We start from the raw sequence: 20,983 nt of genomic DNA on the forward strand, positions 1-20,983 counted from the left end.
AAGCGGTGCACACGCCGTAACCGAACATGTAAGTGTTCGCTGAACTGTCAGAAGTCAGCCGAAGCCGTAGTACTAGATATTTCTAGGAAGGGCTGAATCATTGAAGAAGAATGGTCGCTTCGGAGTACGCAATACTTGATGAAGCAGAAACAAGAAAACCTTCCTAGTGAAGGAAGCGGTGAATCCCGTGGGGGACACTAGAAGGGCTGAGAGAAATTGCCACACAAGAAGAAAGAGCCATTCACGTAGGAGTTAGATATCATGTTGGAAAGCATTCTATCACGAGAAAACTTAATATGTGCACTGAAACGTGTCGAACGTAACAAAGGAAGCCACGGTGTGGATGAAATGCCCGTACAAAACCTACGAGCGCATCTCATGGAACACTGGGCTTCCGTTCGAGAACAACTCGAATCAGGTACCTACTATCCTCAACCCGTTCGCCGTGTCGAAATCCCGAAACCAAACGGCGGAGTGAGGAAGCTAGGAATTCCTACCGTGCTAGACCGTTTCATCCAACAAGCAATCGCACAAGTTCTAACAACCATCTATGACGCAACATTTTCTGAACATAGTTATGGTTTTCGCCCAAACAGACGAGGACATGACGCGGTTAGGAAAGCGAGAAGCTATATGAAAGATGGCTATCGCTGGGTTATAGACATGGATTTAGAGAAATTCTTTGATAAAGTACATCACGACCGATTAATGAGGAAACTGAGCCAAAAGGTCAAAGATCCGAGAGTACTTAAACTTATACGTAGGTATCTCCAAGCTGGCATTATGGAGGACGGAATCGTTCAACCAAACACAGAAGGAGCCCCTCAAGGCGGACCATTAAGTCCGTTGCTATCCAACATCGTTTTAGATGAGCTAGATAAAGAATTAGAGCGAAGGGGGCTCCATTTCGTCCGTTATGCGGACGACTGTAACATATATGTTCAATCGAGGAGAGCGGGATCGCGAGTGATGAAAAGTATCACTACATTTATCGAAGGAAAACTCAAATTAAAAGTAAATGAACAGAAAAGTGCAGTAGACCGCCCATGGAAGCGTAAATTCCTAGGATTTTCTTTCACATTCCATAAAGAGAACCCAAAGATTCGGGTTTCTAAAGAAAGTATCAAACGCTTTAAACAGCGTGTCAGAGAACTAACCTCAAGAAAGAAGTCTATGAATATGCAGGATAGAATCGCAAAGCTAAATCGATACTTAGTAGGTTGGCTAGGCTACTATCAGCTAGCAGAGACGCCCTCTATATTTGAAGTTTTGGATAGCTGGATTCGAAGAAGGATGCGAATGATACGCTGGAAAGAATGGAAGAAAGTCAAAACAAAATACAAGAATTTAATAAAACTTGGAATTAGTAAAGGAAAAGCATGGGAGTGGGCAAACACGAGAAAGGCTTATTGGCGTATAGCTAAAAGTCCGATCTTACATAGAGCATTAGGTGATCGATACTGGTCAAACCTAGGCTTAAAGAGTCTACATAAACGATATCAAACGATGCGTTGGACTTAAATGAAACCGCCGTATACGGAACCGTACGTACGGTGGTGTGAGAGGTCGGGGGTTAGTCGCCCCCTCCTACTCGATTTATTAAAACATAGGGCATTCTAGCGTATACCTCGTCCGCGATACGTTCGTTTATAAACGAAGGAATAAATGGTTAGATAAATGGAAATAAACAATAATGGTAATGTTATATAAAGAGGCATAACTTGCATGAGCCCTAAAATATTTAAAATAAAAGCAACAGCAGTTAAAATTAAAAAAAGAATGGGTTGAACGAATGTTTTCATATAATCACCTCTCTCTACAAAATATTAACTATTTGTTTGCATTATTCCTATTTTGTTAAACTTTTATTTTACACTATAGGAAAGTATAAAGATTTTTTTGGTTCATAGTATAAGAACAACAAAGGCTTTCGCCATAAGATCTCGCAAAAAGGAAGTTTTTCTAAAAAATGTGAGGAAGATATTTGCAACGCACTTGTCTTTGTAGGGCTTGCACGGGAAACGATTTAAGAAAACGCTTTTATTATTGACATTTTTGTGAATCAATGCACATAACTATTGCATCTAAGCGTATTACTTGGTATATTTAGAATGTAAGTTAGATACAAACAAAACCCCTTTGTTTGATCATGAAACTTTCTCCCATCCCCCTTTGTTATTACAAAGAGAAAAGAAGGATATGCGCTGCCCCGCATATCCTTCTTTCTTTGTATAAAAATTTATAAAATTAGGTGCAAGATTGGTGGTAAGCGAAGTTTATCTATAAAATTTTTTACATGATAGGGAAAGTATTTGGTTTATACTATAGGGGGAAGGACGACCGTTCTCAGAGTAAAAAAATAAAAGCCCTATAATAAGGCTTTTTTGCACTATAGAAAAGCATTCCTGTAATAAAGCAAAATGAGGATTGAACTAAAAAAGCCCCCTTGGTATGATACGAGGTGTCCAATGCTGTTGAGCAAAACTGGACCCTTAAAATGAACCAAGGAGGACTAACATGAATTATAAACAAAATGAGAAGATATTACAACTGACAGACAAATCTTTAATTATTGGGGTCGACATCGCCAAGAATAAACATGTTGCTCGCGCACAAGATTTCCGCGGGGTTCAATTTGGAAAGCCGCTATACTTTGAAAACGCGTTGGAAGGCTTCCAAACGTTCATTCATTGGATGGATGAATTAGCCATACAACAAGAGAAATCCGATTTTATTATTGGTATGGAGCCAACGGGGCACTATTGGCTTCCTTTGGCCTATTGGCTAATGGAAAAGCAACTGAAAGTAGTCGTAGTAAATCCAGCACATGTAAAAAAATCAAAAGAGCTGGATGACAATTCCCCAACAAAAAATGATGTAAAAGATGCCAGAGTCATTTCACGCTTAATTCAAGATGGACGTTATTCTGAACCGCATCTACCAGAAGGGATCTATGCAGATCTCCGAGAAGGCATGAATATGTATGACCAATTACGAAAAGACCTGCAGGCAGTACAAGGACGCGTCCACCAATGGATAGACAGGTATTTTCCAGAATACACGACTGTCTTTACGAACTGGGAAGGGCAATCTTCTTTACAGGTTTTAAAAATGGGTTTGTTTCCAGATGAAATCTCTCAAAAAGATGAAATGGAAATCCTGTCAGAAATTCGAAAAGAGGTAAAAAGAGGAGTTGGCTTAAAAAAAGTAAGACAATTGAAAGAAGCTGCTCGCCATTCCATTGGTATCCAAGAAGGAAAAACCATGGCGAAACTAAAGATTCAAACATTAATGGATCAGTATACGCTCCTTCATGAAAAGATAAATGAATTGTGGGAAATGATAGAGGGGCTTACGAGTAGGATTCCTGGTGTACAGGAAATGGCAGCTATAAAAGGCGTAGGTGACGTCACAATCGCTGCATTTCTGGCAGAAGTCGGCGATCTCCATAATTATAGCCATCCGGAGCAAATTATTAAATTAGCAGGTTTAAATCTCAAACTAGCAACATCAGGAAAGTGGCAAGGAAAAACGGTCATTACCAAGAGGGGCCGACCAAAGCTACGCGCTCTGTTGTTTAAAGTGATCCTGCCATTGGTAAATCACAATCCTGCATTTAAAGCAATGCATGCGTATTTTACAACAAGGAAAGAAAACCCGCTGAAGAAGAAACAATCATTAATAGCACTGTGTTGTAAATTAATTCGAATATTATTTAAAGTAGGTAAACAACAAGTAGCCTTTAGTCCAGAAAAAATGTTACGTGATATTCCGCATTTTCGCTTACAGAATGCAGCTTAACTAAGTAATAACGAAACCTCCGTTTAGACGTTTTTTAAGAAGTTCATTTTATACAAATACGAGATAACAATGGAAGCACGGAGCAGCCGGCAATTTTTATACAATCGGGCAATGACCCTGTAGGAAAGCAACGCCGGCCCCACTTCATGGATAGACCGAACGAAGGAATGTATGCGCGAAGACGCTGTGAGATGTGGGAGGGTTTGTCACCATGAGTATTGTGGGATGAGAAGGTGCGATCATAGCAGTGAAAATTCCCATTTTTTTCAAAAAGAGAAGGATGGCTTATTAAGTGCACCCTTCTACATTAAAAATTATGCTTACACGGTCTTAAATATCGTTAATGAGTAAAAAATAAAATGAAATTCTAAGAAAAACAAAGAAAACAAGAGAAAACGTTAGTATATAGAGGGAGTATAAGATTTTTTTGGTTTATAGTATAAGAGAAACTACAGTTTTCGTCATAAAGATTTTGTGATAGCCAATTTTTGCTAAATAGTCATGCAATAAGTGTGACATGCAATGCGGAAAAAGGACTATTCTTGGTAGACCCAAAAATTCCCATGTTTCACTGGTATACATTTGACCTTTTGTCTTAATTGCAATTTTTTCATTTCTCGCTCTGTTTTAGCCTGTGACCAGTCATAAACGACTGCAATTTCTGTGGTGCTTACGGTTTTGTAGTAAGAAAGGAAATCTTCCAACATCGGTTTTTCAGAAGGAATTGCTTGTTTTTGCAATATTTCTCTTAGAACACGTAAATAAATATCATATGGATAAAGTCCAGAAATTTTAATTCCTTGTTCTTCTGTAAATTGATTAAAAAAAACAATCGTTGGAATATATTCAACTTGCATTTCTTGTGTTAGCTTTACGTCTGATTGAAGTGCTTTTTTTGCTGACTTGGAATAAAGATCAGATATAAACTCATTCACATCTAAATTAGCTTCCTCTGCACAGGTTAAAAGAGCAGACTCTTTCGAAATATCTTGTTTATATAAGAATGCATTTTCACGAATTTTACGTAAAAACATTTTTCCAGCTTTTTTTCCTTGTAATTCTGCCGCTTTAATAGCTAAAGAAGCAATCCATGGACTGGAGACAGGATTCTCTTCCCATAGATCTCCATCACAGCACATGCCAGTCCGTTTTGCTGTTTTTTCCCACAATTCCTTTATGTTACGTGGACGTTCAAAAGATTCTTGGTTTAATAAATTTAAATAACCACTAATGATTGGACGAATAGTGAAAAAACGTCCATATTCTGTAGAAAGTTTCTTTAAAAAAGGTTCAAGCGCCCAACATTCAGGACATAATGGGTCGATAAAGACGTAGATTTCTATAGGTTTCTGAACAAAATCAAAATAGCTATATTTTTCCGATGTGTTTTGATACAAGGAATCTGCTCCAGAATATTCCCAACTCACACCGATTCTCCTTTCTCCTAATCTGGCGTGTTCATCATGTGGTTTGCAGTTAAGGTTAGTTTTTCAAATATAGCTGTACGATATGGTTCTTCGATTTCTGCTTCGATAAGCGCATTTGCCATACATGTAAGCCAAGCATCCTTTCGTGTTGGTGTAATTGCAAAAGGTAAATGTCTTCTGCGTAACATTGGATGGCCTCTTTCTTCTGCGTACAAAGGCGGTCCGCCAAAAAATTGCGTGAGGAACAATTTCTGTTTATGAATCGTTTCTGTTAAATCTTCTGGAAATATAGGAATTAAATCGGGATGCTTGCTCACTCTTGTATAGAAAGCTTCGACAAGCTTTTCTACAACAGGTAATCCGCCAATTGCTTCAAAGATAGAATTTGTCTGGTTCCTCATGTGTACTCCCCTTACCAGTTTCTATATATTGTAGCAACGGAAGGCTTGTTGGGCAAATAATCTGATTATCCAAGCTCTAAAAATAGTAAAAACAATAATAATAGAGAAGTTGATTGTATTTAGTTACTTTTAAAAAACCGCTCAATTTTATTTGGTGTATGGCGTTTTGGGATTGAAAACTTATTTAATACATGGTTGAAAAAAATATGTCCTGATTCATAAGATGTTGCTTCTAGTTCCAGTTCGTAGTCTGACATTCCGTTATACGTACTGAAATCTAAAACAAGAAGAACATTTTGATATTGTAATTCTCTTCGTTCAGTAGTTAAACTACCAAGGCACATGAGGGAACCAATGTCTACACCTAGTTCATTTAACTGTTTTGCAGTTGCTTCTTTTACAACCATTTTTCCCTGCATACACGCTTCCGCTTCTTTTTTTGTTAGCTTATCGTGTGTCTCTAATAAACCATTAGGATGCGGCTGTTTTAACGTTAGTTGATATTGGTTGTCTTTTTGTCTGATTCGTAATGCACTTCCTAATCCTTGCAAAGTATGATCCTTTGTTTCAAAATAAAAATTGGTTTGAGTCACAGCTTTTTTAGGGAATGGAAGTTCGTCTAACAGTGTATGATACTCATCGGAAGTTAATAAATTTTTAAATTCAATTTCTATTTCTTGTGTCATGCCTGCCCCCCTCTTGTAATAACCAAGTTCTGCTATCATTGATTATCGCTAATCTGAAATGAATTTGCAAAGATTATTGTTCTTCTATTTTATGGTACAATAGTAGAGTCTTGACGAACTAACTATATAACTTGATTTTAACTTATCAGGTGGTGTTTAATGTGAAATGGCAATCTATACTTGCGCCATATGCCCAAGTTGTAGAAGAATTAAAAGTTAAATTAAAAGGAATACGTAAGCAATTTGAATATGAGTCTGAACATTCACCAATAGAATTTATAACTGGTCGTGTGAAGCCAGTTCCAAGCATTATAGAAAAAGCTGAAAGCCGAAAAATCTCATTAGAGCATATAGAAAGTGAAATTCAAGATATTGCTGGAGTAAGGGTTGTTTGTCAATTTGTGGATGACATTTACACTGTAGTAGAAATGATCCGTGCAAGAAATGATTTAACAATTGTTGAAGAAAAAGATTATGTTTCTCAGAAAAAAGAAAGTGGCTACCGTTCCTATCACCTCATTATTGAATACCCAGTAGAAACAGTGTCTGGGATGAAAAAACTGCTAGCAGAAATTCAAATTCGAACGTTAGCGATGAACTTTTGGGCTACAAATGAGCATTCTCTAAACTATAAATATAGAGGTCGTATACCAGCAAACATAAAAGTACGATTACAAAACGCTGCAGAAGCTGCTTTTAAGCTAGATGAGGAAATGTCAAAAATCAAATATGAAGTTCAAGAAGCACAAAAGATGTTTCATCGAAAATAGTCTAGTTCATGTAACGTTTTGAACAACCTCTTAGTAGAACTGCATTTAATCTTTTCATCTTCTAATATGAAAATGTTTTAACCCAACAAGATTTTTTATAGATAAGTTCTTCATACAAAACGCTTTCGTGTGATAGAACTTCATAGCTTACGCATCTAGCACAATAATTTTCTGACATAGAGAAATGAAAGGAGGAGGCAATCATGAAATTTGCAATCGTATCTAAAGGCGATGAGCGTTCCGAACAAATAAAGGCAACAATAAAGCAATATTTAACGGATTTTCAATTAGAATATAATCAAAATGAGCCTGATTTAGTCATATCTGTTGGTGGGGATGGTACATTTCTAGAAGCTTTTCACACTTATTTACAGCGGTTAAATGAAACAGCGTTTATTGGGATACATACTGGCCATCTGGGATTTTATGCTGACTGGGTTCCGGATGAAGTAGAGAAGCTAATCATAGAAATTGCGAAAACGCCATTTCAAATTGTTGAATATCCGTTATTAGAAGTGATTATTCGAGGGAAGTCAGGAGGAATTGAAGATCGTTTTTTAGCTTTAAACGAAGCTACAATTAAAACAGCTGATGGTTCTGTTGTGTTTGATGTTGAAATTAAAGGTGAACACTTTGAAACATTTCGTGGTGATGGTTTATGTATCTCCACGCCGTCGGGTAGTACGGCATATAATAAAGCACTAGGCGGTGGCATTATTCACCCTTCTATTGATGCCATTCAATTAACCGAGATGGCATCCATTAATAATCGAGTTTTTCGGACCATTGGATCACCACTCATCTTACCTAAGCACCACACATGTTTATTGAAGCCTGTTGTTGATCGAAGTTTTCTTATAGCGATTGATCATTTTACTACAAACTATGCGAATGTGAAATCAATTCAATGTCGTGTTGCTGAAGAACGTATTCGCTTTGCTCGCTTTCGCCAATTTCCTTTTTGGAAAAGAGTACGTGAATCATTTATTGCAGATGAAAATAATAGATAACAGGAAAGTGAATATTATGAAATGGATTATTAAGCAACAGCATGAAGGAATGCTTCTTCGTGATTACATTCGCCAAGTTCAAGGAGTATCTAGACGAATTTTAAAAGCAATTAAATTTGAGGGCGGCCTCATTTTAGTAAATAATGTGGAACAATCTGTTCGTTATGTATTAAAAGAAGGAGACGAAGTGGAGATTACATTGCCGATAGAAAAAAAGGGGAATTTTATGGTTCCAGGAGAAGTCCCCCTTTCGATTATTTATGAAGACAAAGATATCATTGTACTCGATAAACAGGCAGGCGTAGCAGTTCTTCCATCTTACCAATATCCTACAGGTACGATAGCTAATGGGTTACTAGCCCATTATGAGCAGCAAAATAGTGCTTCTACGGTTCATATCGTGACAAGGTTAGATAAGGATACTTCTGGACTAATGTTAGTTGCTAAGCATCGATACAGTCACTCCGTTTTATCCACATCTCAGCAAGCAGGTGAATTAAAACGAAAATACCAAGCGATTATAGCTGGGGCTTTAAGCAAGACTTCGGGTACAATCGATGCGCCAATCGGGAGAAAAGAAGATTCCATTATTGAACGGGAAATACGAGAAGATGGAAAACGAGCCATTACTCATTATCATGTAGAATGTAATTTAACAGACTGCTCTTTTGTCACCGTTCATTTAGAAACAGGAAGAACGCATCAAATTCGTGTTCATTTCTCTAGTATAGGACACCCGCTATATGGTGATTCATTATACGGAGGTGATGTTAGCGTCATACAGCGTCAAGCTTTGCACTGCTATGCGTTAACATTTCCACATCCCATTACAAAACAAACATTGTGCTTTTCAGTAGATTTGCCATTCGATATGGTTAATGCGCTTCGTAAGTTGAAAACTTCTCTTTGACAAATGGCTGTTTGGAAGGAACAGCCGTTATCCTTTCTTCAGGGAGAGAAAATGCAGTCAATTGATTTCCGAATACACAGCCAGTGTCAATGTTTACTGTTTTATTTAAAAATCTTGGCTGCAACACGGGTGTATGCCCATAAATGATCCATTTATCTCCTCGATAATATGCCGCCCAATCACGACGTACCGGTCTTCCATCAGCATGAAATTCACCAGTTGTATCTCCATATAAAACAAATGATGTTACTTTTTTATCCGTTCTTCCGACATAGCTTTCTTTGATACCTGCATGCGAAATAATCGCATTACATGTTGGAATTTGTAAATATAATGGCGCTTGCTCATATAACGTCATGAATCGCTGGCGAATAATAGCTTGCTCTTCTTTAGAACAACGCTTATACTCGGCAACGGTTGTTTCTAAACCATGTCGTACCTGTACTTTATTACCTAAAAAATAACGATATAATTTATTACAGTGGTTCCCGGGAACGTATCGTGCTTTTTGATGGGCAACCATATGGTATACGAGTGTAATTACGTTTAGCGAATGTGGCCCCCGGTCGGTTATATCACCTACAAATACTGGCACACGCTGTTGTGGGTGAATATAAATAGTCTGTTCTTTTTTGTAGCCTAATTTGGAAAATAATTGCTCTAACTCTTCGAAGCAACCGTGAACATCACCAATTACATCTATTTTCATAGAAACACTCCTTGATTTGTCGGCTGTTTTTGGATATGATATGTGCGTGATTAAACAATATGGATGGTGCAAGTTGCTCTTTATTATAAACAACCCTTGCCACCCATCCAAGTAAAAGGGTTCACCAGCTTTAAAAAGCTTCATGGAATAGGATAGAAGGAAGTGATTGTATGGAAACCAACCATCGTTATGACAAAGATTATGAAAAGCAGTATGAACAGCATTGGAAAAAATTACAACAGCAATTAAAACGAGAAAATATGGAAGGGTTTCGTAACGAATTCCTTGATATGCATTCCTATGACCAAGCTATGTTTTTCATTGAACAGAAAAAATCAATTCGTTTACAAATCTATACTTATTTATCTCCAGAAGAGATTGCAGATATCATGGAGAGTATCGATGAAGAGGAACAGACTCGCGAATTAATTAGTGAAATGGATCCTCGCTTTGCGTCTATGGTGCTAGCGGAGATGTCCGCAGATAACGCTGTCGATATTTTGAACGAAATGGATAAAGATCATATTGCTAGCTTTTTAACCATTATGGATACATCCGCAGCAGATGAAATAAAGCACTTATTACATTACGAAGAAAAAACTGCCGGAAGTATCATGACAACAGAATTTATCGCTACTTATAAAACAAACACCGCCAAGCAGACGATGCAACAATTAAAGGAGCAAGCGCCTGATGCAGAAACAATTTATTATTTATATGTATTAGATGAAGATAAGCGCTTAGTCGGCGTGTTATCTTTAAGAGATTTAATTGTAGCACCAGAAGACACAAAAATAGAACGTATCATGATGGAAAAAGTCGTTGCTGTATCAGCTGGAAAAGACCAAGAAGAAATTGCTCAAATGATGCGAGACTATGATTTCTTGGCATTACCGGTTGTTGATTTTCAAGACCATTTATTAGGAATTATTACCGTTGATGACATTATGGATGTTATGGAAGAAGAAGCAAGCGATGATTATTCGAAGCTTGCAGGGGTGTCAGATATGGATAAACCTAATGATACAGCATTAATTTCCGTAAAAAAACGTTTACCTTGGCTAGTCATTTTATTGTTTTTAGGAATGTTTACTGCAAGCCTTATTGGTCGATTTGAAGAGACGTTAAATCAAGTAGCAGTCTTGGCTATTTTTATACCTTTAATTGCTGGAATGGCAGGTAATTCTGGCACACAAGCATTAGCTGTTGCAGTTCGAGGTTTGGCAAACGGAGATTATGGTAAGCAAGGGAAAATGAAGTTAGTTTTACGGGAAGCAAGTACAGGCTTTATTAATGGGGTTATTTGTGGCCTGCTTATTACCCTTGTGATTTATGTATGGAAACATGATATTTATTTAGGAGTGCTTGTAGGAATTTCCATAGCTGCAACTTTATTTGTAGCTACAATTGCAGGTGCATTAGTACCTATTTTTATGGATCGAATAAAAATTGACCCTGCTGTTGCTTCAGGGCCATTTATTACAACAATTAATGATATCATTTCTATTCTCATTTATTTTAGTATGGCAACACTATTTATGAAGTATTTAATCTAGAGCATAAAATGCTTTTTGTACTGGTCTAGGAAATTATTGGAAATTATAAAATGTAGCAACTGTGGAAAAACTAACTAAGTTATTTAACCACGTCCGGCACAGGCGCCCAGCAACTAGGCGACTTCACTCCATTGTCCTAAGGTAAGTCATCATCGGTCCGTTTTATATAGGAAGGCCGACTAAAGACGGGCTTGCCGGAGGGCGCCGGCATACTCCTGTTGCAGGAGCAAGATTCCTAAAACTTTCTTTGATTCGCTCCACTCGCTACGTTGCTAATCTGGCGCCTCCGGGCCTCTGTTCTATGTGGTTAATAATATAGCATAATATTTAGGAGTTATTGTGTATGCAAAAACTCTTACCAGCTTGTAGAGAAAACACATTGTTTTTCTACAAGCTTTTTTACTGTCTAAGAAATTATATCTTCATTGATTCGTTCCAGTCGCTATGTTGCTAATCGGGCGGTTGCGCCTTTGTTCTAGTATAAGCAAAACAACGGCTTTTTTCTACAGAAATACTTGACGATATCCAAATATCTTCAGATCATAAACCTTTTCTCGGATGCAGAAAATGAACAACACATTTTTCTGGGCATTTTCATATAATGAAGAGAAAGGAAGGGGGGAAGTAAGAATGGGGAAGAAGTATGCAAAAAAACCATTACTTTTCATCCATCAACCGAATGAAGGGCAAATGCACGTCCCAATGCAGCATATGTATGTAACTCCGAAAAAGGAGCAAAATGAAACATCAACAAATGGCGGGGAGGAAAAAAAGGGGATGAGGCATCCATCTTTTAACAAAAATTATAATAGTAAAGAAGAATATGAGCAGGAAGAAAAGTTAAAGCAAAATCAAACGGAGGAAAAGCAAAAATTTAAAGACATGTCGATTGAAGAAAAAGTAGATTATTTTATTAATTCTCCTAGCTACGCTCCAAAGCTAAAATGTGAAATTAAAACGGATCAACGAACATATCGCGGTGTTATTACTGGAGCTGAAGGGAACGATGTATACATTCGAGTCGGTAATCGTTCCGCCAGCGCAAAAGTAAGTTTGGATGATATTAAGCATATTAAGCTTTTAGGGTTTTAAAAATACGAGTGGGGCTACTGCATAGTCCCACTTGCCATGTATTACATAAAATGGATGTAAGTTTGAACACTGAGACCTTTTTCGTCTCAGTGTTCATTTGGAAGTTAGTTTAAAGCATTAATTGCTGGAAGACATGTTACATGGCAGAAGCAGTTTAGGTCTACTGTGATACAAATGCCTGTAGCACGTAAAGGTTTTGTGTCTTGTTCTACCGGGTTGTCAGGATTTTCTTTATCATCACGAGGATCTCTTAAAAGTTCAATTACTGCACAGCAATCATTGGTTACTTTCTTCACCCTAAAATAAAAACTTGCAACAATATCACCGATATTACTTGGATGAGCTCCATAACCTTTAAATGGCTTACAAGTTCCTTTGCAGTACAAAATCACTGGAACTGTATCAAGTCCGTTGCCTTGATCTGTCTCCCCCAGAAGATCGTTAATTGATTGTTCACAGCTGGAATCACAGCAATTTTCTATAACGTCATTTTGCGCATCAGCGATTTCTTTTAAAATATCGCATACACAATTTCCTGTATCAAAATCTTTTCCACAGCCCATGAATGATTTCTCCTTTCGACTTTTGATTGACTCATTTGTCCTTACTAGGATATGTACGGATGTATAGATTGTGTGGGCATTACCACCAATTATGCGTAGAGAAATTAATCGCTTCGTTTATCTCAGATATAAGATGTTGAAAGACTCCTACTTTAAGAATGACAAATCCTAAACTGAACAAGTCAAAGTCGGAGATAACAGCAATTAAATCAAAGTTACACATGACGGTTTATCCTGCAAAGCAAAATGACATCTTTTGAGAAGGGGAGGTTTCTAATGAATTGTTTTTTATCACTATAGGAAAGTATAAGGTTTTTTGATTTATAGTATAAGAACAACAAAGGCTTTCTCCAAGACTTGGCGACAAGCCAAGTTTTTCTAAGAAAGCGGGCGAATGTCTATACTGATTTCAAAATGAAACATAGACTAATAACGATTATATTGAAGAGGAGTGAACAACATGTCGGAAAGAAAAAAGCAAGTAATTCATGTGAAGGATCTCGTCATTAAAGCAGATAATGTTTTTATTGAACCTCAGCGACCGCCCCGTCCACCGCACAGAAGAGACCCATTTTCTTCAAGCAGACGTCCTTTCGATGAAAATGAAAAAGAGGATCACGAAAAAGAAGATTCTTATGACAGAGAAGATGATGAACATAGAGAAGATGGGCGTAGATCGCCATTTTCTTGGCTTTGATTAAATAAATTCTTCATTAGATAATTTTGGTTACTAGTATAGATGCACGTAATACGGCAATATGAACGATACGGTTGGCATGGTCGGAGGTAAAAAGTATGCGCTTCATTGAACCTAAATGGTTGCATAATATGGATGTTATTAATAAGCATTTGCAGAAAAATGAAAATTGGCTACAATATCCAGATAAAAAAGCGGAACAGTGGGAAATGGAGATAGTTAATTGGAATGAAGTTTTTTTAAAGCAAATGGCTCAAATCGAAAATGCTTTATTAGAAATGGGAGCTAAATTAGAAGAGTAAAATGTATGGATTATTTTGAAATAGGGTATATAATAGTAGAAAGATAAAAAAAGGCTTTCCATATCTATAAAGGAGTGGTGGTACATGGGATATATATTGCCAATAAAGCAATACCAATATCAGCAATATCACCAAAGAGTAAGCGTAAAGAAACAGGATACAATGCCAGTTCAACGCCCATTTAAAAGCGTACTTGATCGTAGGCATCAACAATTATCCAAAAAATATGAACGACTCCATGTAGCTGGGTACGATCGGTATGTGTTAACGCGCCAGGAAGCTTTGGTGTCATCGAAGTTTCGTGGAATCTATAAAAAAGGAGATCGGTTCAGCGTAGAGGTATGATAAGTTTTTTGACTGACTATTGAATATGATGAGAAGTAATCCTAATTACTTCTTATCATATTTTTTATGCTCTCTATTCACATAAGGAAGAATAAATAACGCTTCGCCTTTTTTATATTCCGCATAAAAAACATCGCTTATATGTTTATATTGTTGTGCTTCTAATTGGTCGATTAACCATTCTTCCGTCAAATTTTTCTCTTTTAAATTGTCATAGATAATTTCTCCATCATTGATTAGCGTAGTGGCTAAATACGTTTTCTCAGTTGAAATTTGAAGCTCTTGCTTATTCGGTGTTTGATAGGCGGGCTTTAGAATAACAGATACGGTTCCGTTTGTCTCCATAAAAGCAAATTCTACTTCTTGAATGGAAAAAACATCTTTGGCCCGTAAAAGGCTTTGTAATTGATTAATATCCAAATTATTTTTCTTCATTACATCTCTAATTAACTTGCCACGATAAATAATAAAATCGGGTGCTCCTTCTAACAAGCTACGCGTACGTTTGAATTTTTGTGTAGTTATCTCTGTTATATATAGCAAACTTCCCCAAAGAATAATCATAAAGGCTATTTCAATGACACCTGCTTCTTTATCGAATAAAGCATTTCCTACTAATTCTCCGAGAATTAAAGCAGATATGAAGTCAAACGGCGTTAATTGAGTAATTTGCGTTTTCCCTAATAATTTTGTGAGCAAGAACAAGGCGAAAAATCCGAAAATGGTATCTATGAGCATTAGCCAATAGTGATTCAAATGAATGACCTCCTTGAGCAAATCAGTTTTAGGTTTACCTGATGTACGGAAATCATTCACTAAAATAATATAAAACAGGAGTAGGTGCAAAGACCAGCTCCTGTTGAAAAAACAATAACTATTACTTTATGCAAGTCTAAATTACTAATGAGTGTTCAAGGTAATTGTTTTACCATTGTAACATGAGGGATACCAGCATCTAGAAACTCATTAGATATAGTCTCATACCCTAATTTTTGGTAAAATTTCTCTGCGTGTGTTTGCCCATTTAACTTTGCTTTTTGAAAGTCATTTTCAAGAATGGCCTGTTCCATACGGTGAATTAACTGTTTTCCAATAGATTTCCCACGATATTCTTTTAATACACAAATTCTTTCAAGCTTCCCGTAAGGCGCTACAAAACGGAGACGGCTAGTAGCGATAGGAGTTTCGCCATCGTAAACTATGAAGTGGATTGCTTCGTCATCATATTTATCCATTTCTTCTTCAGGTGATACATTTTGTTCCTGAATAAAGACGACAGTACGGATACGATAGGCGTCGTCCTGTTCTTTATTTGTTGTGACTTCTTTTATAATCATACGTATTCCTTTCCAAACACAAATGTTTCGTAAACGGTCCAAGATCCATTTTCTAGCTGATACATTAATTGGAAACGATCAATTTGATCTTCTAGTTGGGTTTTCTTCATGCTTAAGCTGCTATATACATCAGAGTATTCATCATCTGGAAGCTTTTGAGCAATCGTTATATGTGGTACAAAAGCATATTCTTGATTATCAGGAAATTTACCTGCATGCATTCTCTCGTATAAGTCAACGAGCTCTTGCCTTGGTTCGACTTTAAAATAGATGGTGTTCGTTATCGGAGCGAAAGTACTAACTTTGTTCATATGAATGGTAAAAGGATCCATTTCATTAGCAATATGTTTTAATTCAATAATTAAATCATTAATCAGTTGATCATCTGCTTCAAAAGATTCCTTTAACGTAATGTGCGGAGGAATTAAAGCATAGTGTGGATCATACCTTTTTCGATAAGAGTTTGCTTCATCTTGAATTTCCTTTGTTGGAAAAATAACAATACCATATTTCATCTCATAAAACCTCCTAGTAGAATCAATGATTTATGCCTAATTTATTCAACTCTTTGCAATGATTTTACCTTAACCTTCATTATATCAAATATGTGGATAAAGTAAGAGAGTATTTTGTACTATCTGAAAAAAATTATGGAAACATGGAGATAAGGGTGCGCTTCATATCCTGTTGCCAATATTTCCATGTATGTTCTCCAGCCTCTAATTCGTAATAATCATAGCTGGAGGTGGTACTTTGTAAGATGTCATGAAGCTTTCGATTAGGTGTAAGAAAGTCCATCCTTTCGCCATTGGTCATCTGTACGTTTGTTTCAGCTTTTCCGATTGTATGGTAAATGGCAACTCGATCCAAGTTTTTGGCTGTTTTTATTGCATTTAAAACGGTTTCGTTTACATAAGGAGATTGCATGATGACTTTTCCAAACGTATTTGGGTAGCGAATGGCTGTCATAAGGGCAAGCGTTCCTGCTAAAGAGTCGCCTAATAAGGCTCTAGATTGCCCCATGTAATAAGTGGGAAATAAATGATCTAAAAAAGGTACAACCTCATGTCCTAAAAATTTTATATATGCTTCATTTTGTTTACCGTCTGGATGATACTTTTCACGACGGTCAAACTTATCTTTGTAATGAATGCCAACAAATATCGTATTGGTAATTTCTTGATTATCATGTAGCCGATCACTTAAAGTAGCTACTCTTCCAAGCTGATAATAATCATTGCCATCTTGCATAATGCAAAGTTGATATTTGTATAGTGGGGAGAAATCTTCCGGTTGATAAATCGTTAATGTCATATTTTCTTGTAAGTACTTGCTATTGATTTGTTTCTCAATCATAGAACCTTTTCTTCCCAAGTTTTTCACTCCTTTTACCTGAATATAAATGTGTCTTATCCTTTCACATTAGATTTAAAAAACCTGACAAGTGCAAGGTCCTGATTTCACATGTGTAAAGTTTGTAGCGATAAAGGACATGGGTATGAATTACAGGAGTTTCCTTATTGTTCCCTTACCTGTCCTTTATTTAAATGATAATACTCACCTTGCAAGGCAAACAGTTCCTCATGGCTACCTTGTTCTTTGATTTCCCCATTTTCTAGCATAATAATCTTATCGGCTTCTTGAATTGTGTTCAGTCGATGAGCAATGACGAAACTCGTTCTCCCCTTCATTAAACGTTTTAAAGCATCTTGGATCTTAAGCTCTGTTATAGTGTCAATATTACTTGTCGCTTCATCAAGAATCAAGATTTTCGGTTTCGCTAACAGTGCGCGTGCAATCGTCAGTAATTGCTTTTGTCCTTGACTAATGCCGCTTCCTTCTTGGTCAAGCATTGTGTCATATGCATTCGGTAAGCGTTGAATAAATGCATGCGCATTCGCATCTTTTGCCGCTTGAATGACTTCATCATCCGTTGCATCTAGACGTCCATATCTAATGTTTTCACGAATAGTTGCTCTGAATAAAAAGGCATCTTGTAAAACAAATGCCATATGTTGTCTTAAACTAGAACGTTGAATGGTGTTTAATGGTATGCCATCCAGATATATTTCTCCTGCATCGTAATGATAAAATCTAGAGATTAAATTAATGATGGTTGTTTTTCCTGCACCTGTGTGCCCTACAAAAGCAATTGTTTCACCTGGTTTTGCCTCAAAGCTAATATTCTTTAAAATATAGCTATTTCCATACCCAAAAAAAACTTTATTAAAAACGAAATGTCCATTTGTAGTGGTAAGCTTTCGAGCCGTCTTCTCATCTGATTCTTCCTGTTCTTCATCCAATACACGAAATACTCGTTCGGCGCCTGCTACAGCAGATAATAATATATTAAACTGATTGGACAATTCATTTAACGGTCGTGTAAATTGTCTAGCATATTCTGTGAATATGACAATAACGCCTACTGTTACGATATTATTTATAGCTAAAATGCCTCCCGCTAATGCGATGAGTCCAAAGCTTAAAAAATTGAGCATATTCATTACTTTGGGGATAAATCCAGAAATGGTCAGGGCCCAAAAACCTGCATGGTTTAATTGCTTATTACGTGTTTCAAATTCTTTTATAACACGCTGTTCTTGAGAAAAAGCTTTGACAATATGCTGACCAGATAAAATTTCTTCAACATACCCATTAATTTCGCCTAAATTTTTCTGCTGTAATTTATATAAAGGGCCCGTTCGCTTTGTTATCCAGCGAATGGCAAGAAACATAATGGGTACTATTACCATAGTTATAGCTGTTAGTATCGGGCTAAGATAGAGCATAACACCTATCGTTCCTGTTAGAGTTAGAATACTCGAGAATATTTGGATAACGGATTGATTCAACGTGTTATTCACATTGTCAATATCGTTTGTAATCCGACTCATTAATTCCCCGTGTTGCCGCTTATCAAAATAAGCAATTGGCAACCGATGAAATTGATAAAACAAGTGTTTTCTTAGCGTGAAAACGGTAGTTTGGGCGATGCCAATCATCCAAAAATTTTGCAGAAAAATGGATAAAGCATGTAAGAGATAGATGACTACAAGCCAAATCAATAACGTAACTAATCCGGTTGTTTGTTTAGTAACAATGAAATCATCAATTGCCATACCAATCATAAACGGTCCTAAAAGACCAAGCGCAGAACTAGCGACTACCATGAAAATAACGAGTGTTAACTTTATTTTTTCATTAGCTAAATAAGACCAAATGCGTTTGATGGTTCCTTTCGTATCTTGAGCACGTTTTTGATTATGGCTTGAATTTGATGATATGGGTATTTTTTTATATTGAAAAGGCTGTTTCAATTGTTTACTTAGCATGGGAAACTTCCTTTCCAAATTGAGATTCTACAATACGTTGATATAGCTCAGAAGACTTAAGAAGGAATTGATGTGTGCCAAGTGCTAGTATCTCTCCTTTATCCAAAAGAAGAATACGGTCGGCACGCATTGCTGTACTTATCTTCTGCGTAATAATTAATGTAGTGCAATGATAGGTTTCAATAGCTTCTAACAATTGAGATTCTGTAGCTAAATCCAGTGCGCTCGTACTATCATCCAACATTAGGATTTTTGGTTTTCGAATAAGTGCTCTAGCGATAGAAATTCGTTGTTTTTGTCCTCCAGAAAGATTCACTCCTTTTTGCCCGACTTTAGTTTCATAACGCTCATTTAACTGCATAATTGTTTCATGAATTTGAGCATCTTTTGCCGCTTGTATAATTTCTTCCATGGTAGCCCGAGGTTTTCCCCAAGCGATATTTTCCTTTATCATGCCAGTAAATAGTAAAGGAGATTGAGGTACGTAGCCTATACTATCGCGAAGCTGGTTCAAAGGATACGACGTAACGTCTTGATCATCAATGGTAATGATCCCATGATTAGCCTTATACAATCGAGGGATTAATTGAAATAAAGATGTCTTCCCTGCACCAGTAGCACCCATTACAGCAATTTTTTCTCCGCTTTTCACGTTAAAGGTGATATCGTGCAAGACCGATTCTTTATGAGCAGGGTAGGAAAAATATACGTGTTGGAAAGATATTGTCCCACGTTGAACATGATTGACGGTAGTGTCATTCCAATCTACGTTTTGCGCCCCCTCTGTATGGATATGCAAAATGTCGTTCACACGCTTGGTAGATGCTTGCATTCGTGAAAACGCCATAATAATAAATGTAAACATAGAAATAGACATGGAAACTCTTAATGCATAATTAATAATTGCAACAACATCACCAACATTCGTCGTTCCAGCTACTACCTGTGCATTGCCTAACCAAATAATAAATAATAGGCTCATATTCATAACAAATAACAAAATGGGCATCGAAGCTTCAACGAAACGAAAGGTCGACCTCGTTCTTTCGGCTAACGATTGGTTAGCTTTTTTAAATCGTACTTCTTCGTGTTTTCTACGAGAAAAAGCTTTGATTAAGCGCATACCACTCAAATTTTCTTGCATCACCTGATTTAATGTATCGACGCTTTTTTGTACGTTTTGAAATAACTTGCTAGCAATTTGAAGCACCCAAAGAACAAAACCAACTAATAGGGGAACGGTAATGAGAAAAATAATAGCAAGCTTAGCGTTTACGATAAAGGCCATTACAACACCACCAATAACGATTAGTGGTGCTTTTGACATAATTCGAAGGAGCATATAAATGGTATTTTGCATTTGTCGAATATCATTGGAAAATCGAGTCATTAAAGCAGATGTTGGATATTGATTCAAATGTGAAAATGAAAAAGCTTGTATTTTAGCAAATAGCTTTTCACGTAGGTCGTAAGCAAACCCCCAGCTTACATGTGAAGCGTAAAATGAGTTAATCAGACCAGCTATGAAAGCGATGAAAGCAAGCGTAATCATAATGCTTCCCCATTTCAAGATGGTTGATAAATCTTGATTCACCACTCCTTCGTTAATCATTTTCCCTAATAAGAAGGGAAGTGCAAGCTCCACAGCCAGTTCAACAAGCATAAGTGCAAATGCAACGGCAGCCGGTAGCTTATATGGTTTCATAAATGATAAAACAGTCTTCAAGGATGACTCCTCCCCATGATGCTACACAATTTCTACCTATTATAAATGCATTTTATGGATTTATCCAATATCCAAACCGTAAATAGATTAATGATCAATAATTCACAAATAAGATTTGCAAAAACCGACAGACCACTTCAAGTAAAAGATAGAGAAAGGCTCTTAAGCTATCATTTCCATTTTATTTTTAAAATAATGTATTCCTTATAAATGCGCTTTGTATAAAAAGCAGACTATAGGGAAAAATTTGTTTGAGTCAATTCAAGCTTTTTTTAAAAAATAAGAAAAGCATTGCGGCGTAACCAAATAACTGAATAGG

General features: G+C 36.7%; 23 protein-coding genes. 10 read left to right on the top strand and 13 right to left on the bottom strand.

Translation table 11 applies throughout. The features are described from left to right. Window positions 1–258 precede the first annotated feature (258 nt). Entirely contained in the window at window positions 259–1,521 is a 1,263-nt protein-coding gene (ltrA, locus tag D9780_RS03775) for a group II intron reverse transcriptase/maturase (protein WP_121638889.1), read from the top strand. 95 nt (window positions 1,522–1,616) lie between these two features. Here ltrA and D9780_RS03780 read toward each other — a convergent pair whose 3' ends face one another. Further along, a complete protein-coding gene (locus D9780_RS03780) occupies window positions 1,617–1,802 on the bottom strand; it encodes a hypothetical protein (protein WP_077703104.1) in 186 nt (61 codons plus the stop codon). 715 nt (window positions 1,803–2,517) lie between these two features. On the opposite strand from D9780_RS03780, the gene D9780_RS03785 reads away from it, so the two are divergent. Continuing rightward, a complete protein-coding gene (locus D9780_RS03785) occupies window positions 2,518–3,801 on the top strand; it encodes an IS110 family RNA-guided transposase (protein ID WP_121639338.1) in 1,284 nt (427 codons plus the stop codon). A 536-nt stretch (window positions 3,802–4,337) separates the two neighbouring features. Here the strand turns inward: D9780_RS03785 and D9780_RS03790 are convergent. The 3 genes from D9780_RS03790 to D9780_RS03800 all read right to left on the bottom strand — a co-directional run bounded on the left by D9780_RS03790 (window position 4,338) and on the right by D9780_RS03800 (window position 6,315). Next, window positions 4,338–5,228 carry a ClpXP adapter SpxH family protein gene (locus D9780_RS03790; RefSeq protein WP_077703105.1) on the bottom strand — a complete coding sequence of 297 codons (891 nt, stop codon included), beginning with the start codon at window positions 5,226–5,228 and terminating at the stop codon, window positions 4,338–4,340. A gap of 17 nt (window positions 5,229–5,245) precedes the next feature. Next, window positions 5,246–5,629, bottom strand: coding sequence for a globin domain-containing protein (locus tag D9780_RS03795; RefSeq protein WP_073010782.1), 384 nt, complete (start codon window positions 5,627–5,629; stop codon window positions 5,246–5,248). Window positions 5,630–5,748: 119 nt separating this feature from the next. Continuing rightward, window positions 5,749–6,315, bottom strand: a complete 567-nt coding sequence (locus D9780_RS03800) for a CYTH domain-containing protein (protein WP_121639339.1) — start codon at window positions 6,313–6,315, stop codon at window positions 5,749–5,751. 161 nt (window positions 6,316–6,476) lie between these two features. Between D9780_RS03800 and D9780_RS03805 the strand changes: the two genes are divergently transcribed. The 3 genes from D9780_RS03805 (at window position 6,477) to D9780_RS03815 (ending at window position 9,005) form a co-directional block, all read left to right on the top strand. Then, window positions 6,477–7,085 carry a GTP diphosphokinase gene (locus D9780_RS03805; protein WP_121639340.1) on the top strand — a complete coding sequence of 203 codons (609 nt, stop codon included), beginning with the start codon at window positions 6,477–6,479 and terminating at the stop codon, window positions 7,083–7,085. A gap of 203 nt (window positions 7,086–7,288) precedes the next feature. Beyond that, window positions 7,289–8,095, top strand: a complete 807-nt coding sequence (locus D9780_RS03810; protein ID WP_116277254.1) for an NAD kinase — start codon at window positions 7,289–7,291, stop codon at window positions 8,093–8,095. A gap of 16 nt (window positions 8,096–8,111) precedes the next feature. Continuing rightward, window positions 8,112–9,005 carry an RluA family pseudouridine synthase gene (locus D9780_RS03815; RefSeq protein ID WP_121639341.1) on the top strand — a complete coding sequence of 298 codons (894 nt, stop codon included), beginning with the start codon at window positions 8,112–8,114 and terminating at the stop codon, window positions 9,003–9,005. Here D9780_RS03815 and prpE read toward each other — a convergent pair. After that, window positions 8,971–9,714: a bis(5'-nucleosyl)-tetraphosphatase PrpE gene (prpE, locus tag D9780_RS03820; RefSeq protein WP_121639342.1), complete on the bottom strand. Its 744-nt coding sequence runs from the start codon at window positions 9,712–9,714 to the stop codon at window positions 8,971–8,973. The two genes, D9780_RS03815 and prpE, sit on opposite strands and share 35 nt — an antisense overlap. A 170-nt stretch (window positions 9,715–9,884) precedes the next feature. Here prpE and mgtE point away from each other — a divergent pair, with 170 nt between their 5' ends. Both mgtE and D9780_RS03830 read left to right on the top strand, forming a co-directional pair. Next, window positions 9,885–11,270: a magnesium transporter gene (gene mgtE, locus D9780_RS03825; protein ID WP_121639343.1), complete on the top strand. Its 1,386-nt coding sequence runs from the start codon at window positions 9,885–9,887 to the stop codon at window positions 11,268–11,270. Between the two features lie 630 nt (window positions 11,271–11,900). Next, complete coding sequence (locus D9780_RS03830) at window positions 11,901–12,362, top strand: CotO family spore coat protein (protein WP_073010814.1); 462 nt, start codon at window positions 11,901–11,903, stop codon at window positions 12,360–12,362. Between the two features lie 104 nt (window positions 12,363–12,466). Here D9780_RS03830 and D9780_RS03835 read toward each other — a convergent pair whose 3' ends face one another. Both D9780_RS03835 and D9780_RS20945 read right to left on the bottom strand, forming a co-directional pair. Beyond that, on the bottom strand, window positions 12,467–12,925 hold the full coding sequence (locus D9780_RS03835; protein WP_073010817.1) for a CotY/CotZ family spore coat protein: 459 nt from the start codon (window positions 12,923–12,925) through the stop codon (window positions 12,467–12,469). A gap of 79 nt (window positions 12,926–13,004) precedes the next feature. Continuing rightward, entirely contained in the window at window positions 13,005–13,148 is a 144-nt protein-coding gene (locus D9780_RS20945; protein ID WP_162985779.1) for a hypothetical protein, read from the bottom strand. A 237-nt stretch (window positions 13,149–13,385) separates the two neighbouring features. On the opposite strand from D9780_RS20945, the gene D9780_RS03840 reads away from it, so the two are divergent. The 3 genes from D9780_RS03840 (at window position 13,386) to D9780_RS03850 (ending at window position 14,269) form a co-directional block, all read left to right on the top strand. Beyond that, complete coding sequence (locus D9780_RS03840; protein WP_121639344.1) at window positions 13,386–13,622, top strand: hypothetical protein; 237 nt, start codon at window positions 13,386–13,388, stop codon at window positions 13,620–13,622. 98 nt (window positions 13,623–13,720) lie between these two features. After that, entirely contained in the window at window positions 13,721–13,924 is a 204-nt protein-coding gene (locus tag D9780_RS03845) for a hypothetical protein (RefSeq protein WP_121639345.1), read from the top strand. 84 nt (window positions 13,925–14,008) lie between these two features. Continuing rightward, entirely contained in the window at window positions 14,009–14,269 is a 261-nt protein-coding gene (locus D9780_RS03850) for a hypothetical protein (protein WP_121639346.1), read from the top strand. A gap of 45 nt (window positions 14,270–14,314) precedes the next feature. Here D9780_RS03850 and D9780_RS03855 read toward each other — a convergent pair whose 3' ends face one another. The 6 genes from D9780_RS03855 to D9780_RS03880 all read right to left on the bottom strand — a co-directional run bounded on the left by D9780_RS03855 (window position 14,315) and on the right by D9780_RS03880 (window position 20,664). Further along, window positions 14,315–15,025: a DUF421 domain-containing protein gene (locus D9780_RS03855; RefSeq protein WP_240458773.1), complete on the bottom strand. Its 711-nt coding sequence runs from the start codon at window positions 15,023–15,025 to the stop codon at window positions 14,315–14,317. A gap of 155 nt (window positions 15,026–15,180) precedes the next feature. Then, complete coding sequence (locus tag D9780_RS03860) at window positions 15,181–15,606, bottom strand: GNAT family N-acetyltransferase (protein WP_121639347.1); 426 nt, start codon at window positions 15,604–15,606, stop codon at window positions 15,181–15,183. Further along, on the bottom strand, window positions 15,603–16,121 hold the full coding sequence (locus D9780_RS03865) for a YjcG family protein (protein WP_073010829.1): 519 nt from the start codon (window positions 16,119–16,121) through the stop codon (window positions 15,603–15,605). The genes D9780_RS03860 and D9780_RS03865 overlap by 4 nt, the downstream gene beginning before the upstream one ends. 133 nt (window positions 16,122–16,254) lie before the next feature. Beyond that, entirely contained in the window at window positions 16,255–16,980 is a 726-nt protein-coding gene (locus D9780_RS03870) for an alpha/beta hydrolase (RefSeq protein WP_073010832.1), read from the bottom strand. Between the two features lie 143 nt (window positions 16,981–17,123). Beyond that, window positions 17,124–18,938 (bottom strand): ABC transporter ATP-binding protein, encoded by a 1,815-nt coding sequence (locus D9780_RS03875; protein ID WP_121639348.1) that lies wholly within the window; start codon window positions 18,936–18,938, stop codon window positions 17,124–17,126. Further along, on the bottom strand, window positions 18,928–20,664 hold the full coding sequence (locus tag D9780_RS03880; RefSeq protein WP_121639349.1) for an ABC transporter ATP-binding protein: 1,737 nt from the start codon (window positions 20,662–20,664) through the stop codon (window positions 18,928–18,930). The genes D9780_RS03875 and D9780_RS03880 overlap by 11 nt, the downstream gene beginning before the upstream one ends. Window positions 20,665–20,983: the final 319 nt, after the last annotated feature.

Source organism: Virgibacillus sp. Bac330 (assembly GCF_003667845.1).
In the GTDB taxonomy this organism is placed as follows: Bacteria; Bacillota; Bacilli; order Bacillales; family Amphibacillaceae; genus Virgibacillus; species Virgibacillus chiguensis.

Bases quoted from the DNA above. Each gene is read 5' to 3' on its own strand.
- mgtE (WP_121639343.1), top strand. From the start codon at position 9,885: ATGGAAACCAACCATCGTTATGACAAAGATTATGAAAAGCAGTATGAA.
- D9780_RS03840 (WP_121639344.1), top strand. From the start codon at position 13,386: ATGTCGGAAAGAAAAAAGCAAGTAATTCATGTGAAGGATCTCGTCATT.
- D9780_RS03845 (WP_121639345.1), top strand. From the start codon at position 13,721: ATGCGCTTCATTGAACCTAAATGGTTGCATAATATGGATGTTATTAAT.
- D9780_RS03800 (WP_121639339.1), bottom strand. From the start codon at position 6,315: ATGACACAAGAAATAGAAATTGAATTTAAAAATTTATTAACTTCCGAT.
- D9780_RS03785 (WP_121639338.1), top strand. From the start codon at position 2,518: ATGAATTATAAACAAAATGAGAAGATATTACAACTGACAGACAAATCT.
- D9780_RS03830 (WP_073010814.1), top strand. From the start codon at position 11,901: ATGGGGAAGAAGTATGCAAAAAAACCATTACTTTTCATCCATCAACCG.
- D9780_RS03810 (WP_116277254.1), top strand. From the start codon at position 7,289: ATGAAATTTGCAATCGTATCTAAAGGCGATGAGCGTTCCGAACAAATA.
- D9780_RS03835 (WP_073010817.1), bottom strand. From the start codon at position 12,925: ATGGGCTGTGGAAAAGATTTTGATACAGGAAATTGTGTATGCGATATT.
- D9780_RS03875 (WP_121639348.1), bottom strand. From the start codon at position 18,938: ATGCTAAGTAAACAATTGAAACAGCCTTTTCAATATAAAAAAATACCC.
- D9780_RS03860 (WP_121639347.1), bottom strand. From the start codon at position 15,606: ATGATTATAAAAGAAGTCACAACAAATAAAGAACAGGACGACGCCTAT.
- D9780_RS03815 (WP_121639341.1), top strand. From the start codon at position 8,112: ATGAAATGGATTATTAAGCAACAGCATGAAGGAATGCTTCTTCGTGAT.
- prpE (WP_121639342.1), bottom strand. From the start codon at position 9,714: ATGAAAATAGATGTAATTGGTGATGTTCACGGTTGCTTCGAAGAGTTA.
- D9780_RS03865 (WP_073010829.1), bottom strand. From the start codon at position 16,121: ATGAAATATGGTATTGTTATTTTTCCAACAAAGGAAATTCAAGATGAA.
- D9780_RS03850 (WP_121639346.1), top strand. From the start codon at position 14,009: ATGGGATATATATTGCCAATAAAGCAATACCAATATCAGCAATATCAC.
- D9780_RS20945 (WP_162985779.1), bottom strand. From the start codon at position 13,148: ATGTGTAACTTTGATTTAATTGCTGTTATCTCCGACTTTGACTTGTTC.
- D9780_RS03780 (WP_077703104.1), bottom strand. From the start codon at position 1,802: ATGAAAACATTCGTTCAACCCATTCTTTTTTTAATTTTAACTGCTGTT.
- D9780_RS03795 (WP_073010782.1), bottom strand. From the start codon at position 5,629: ATGAGGAACCAGACAAATTCTATCTTTGAAGCAATTGGCGGATTACCT.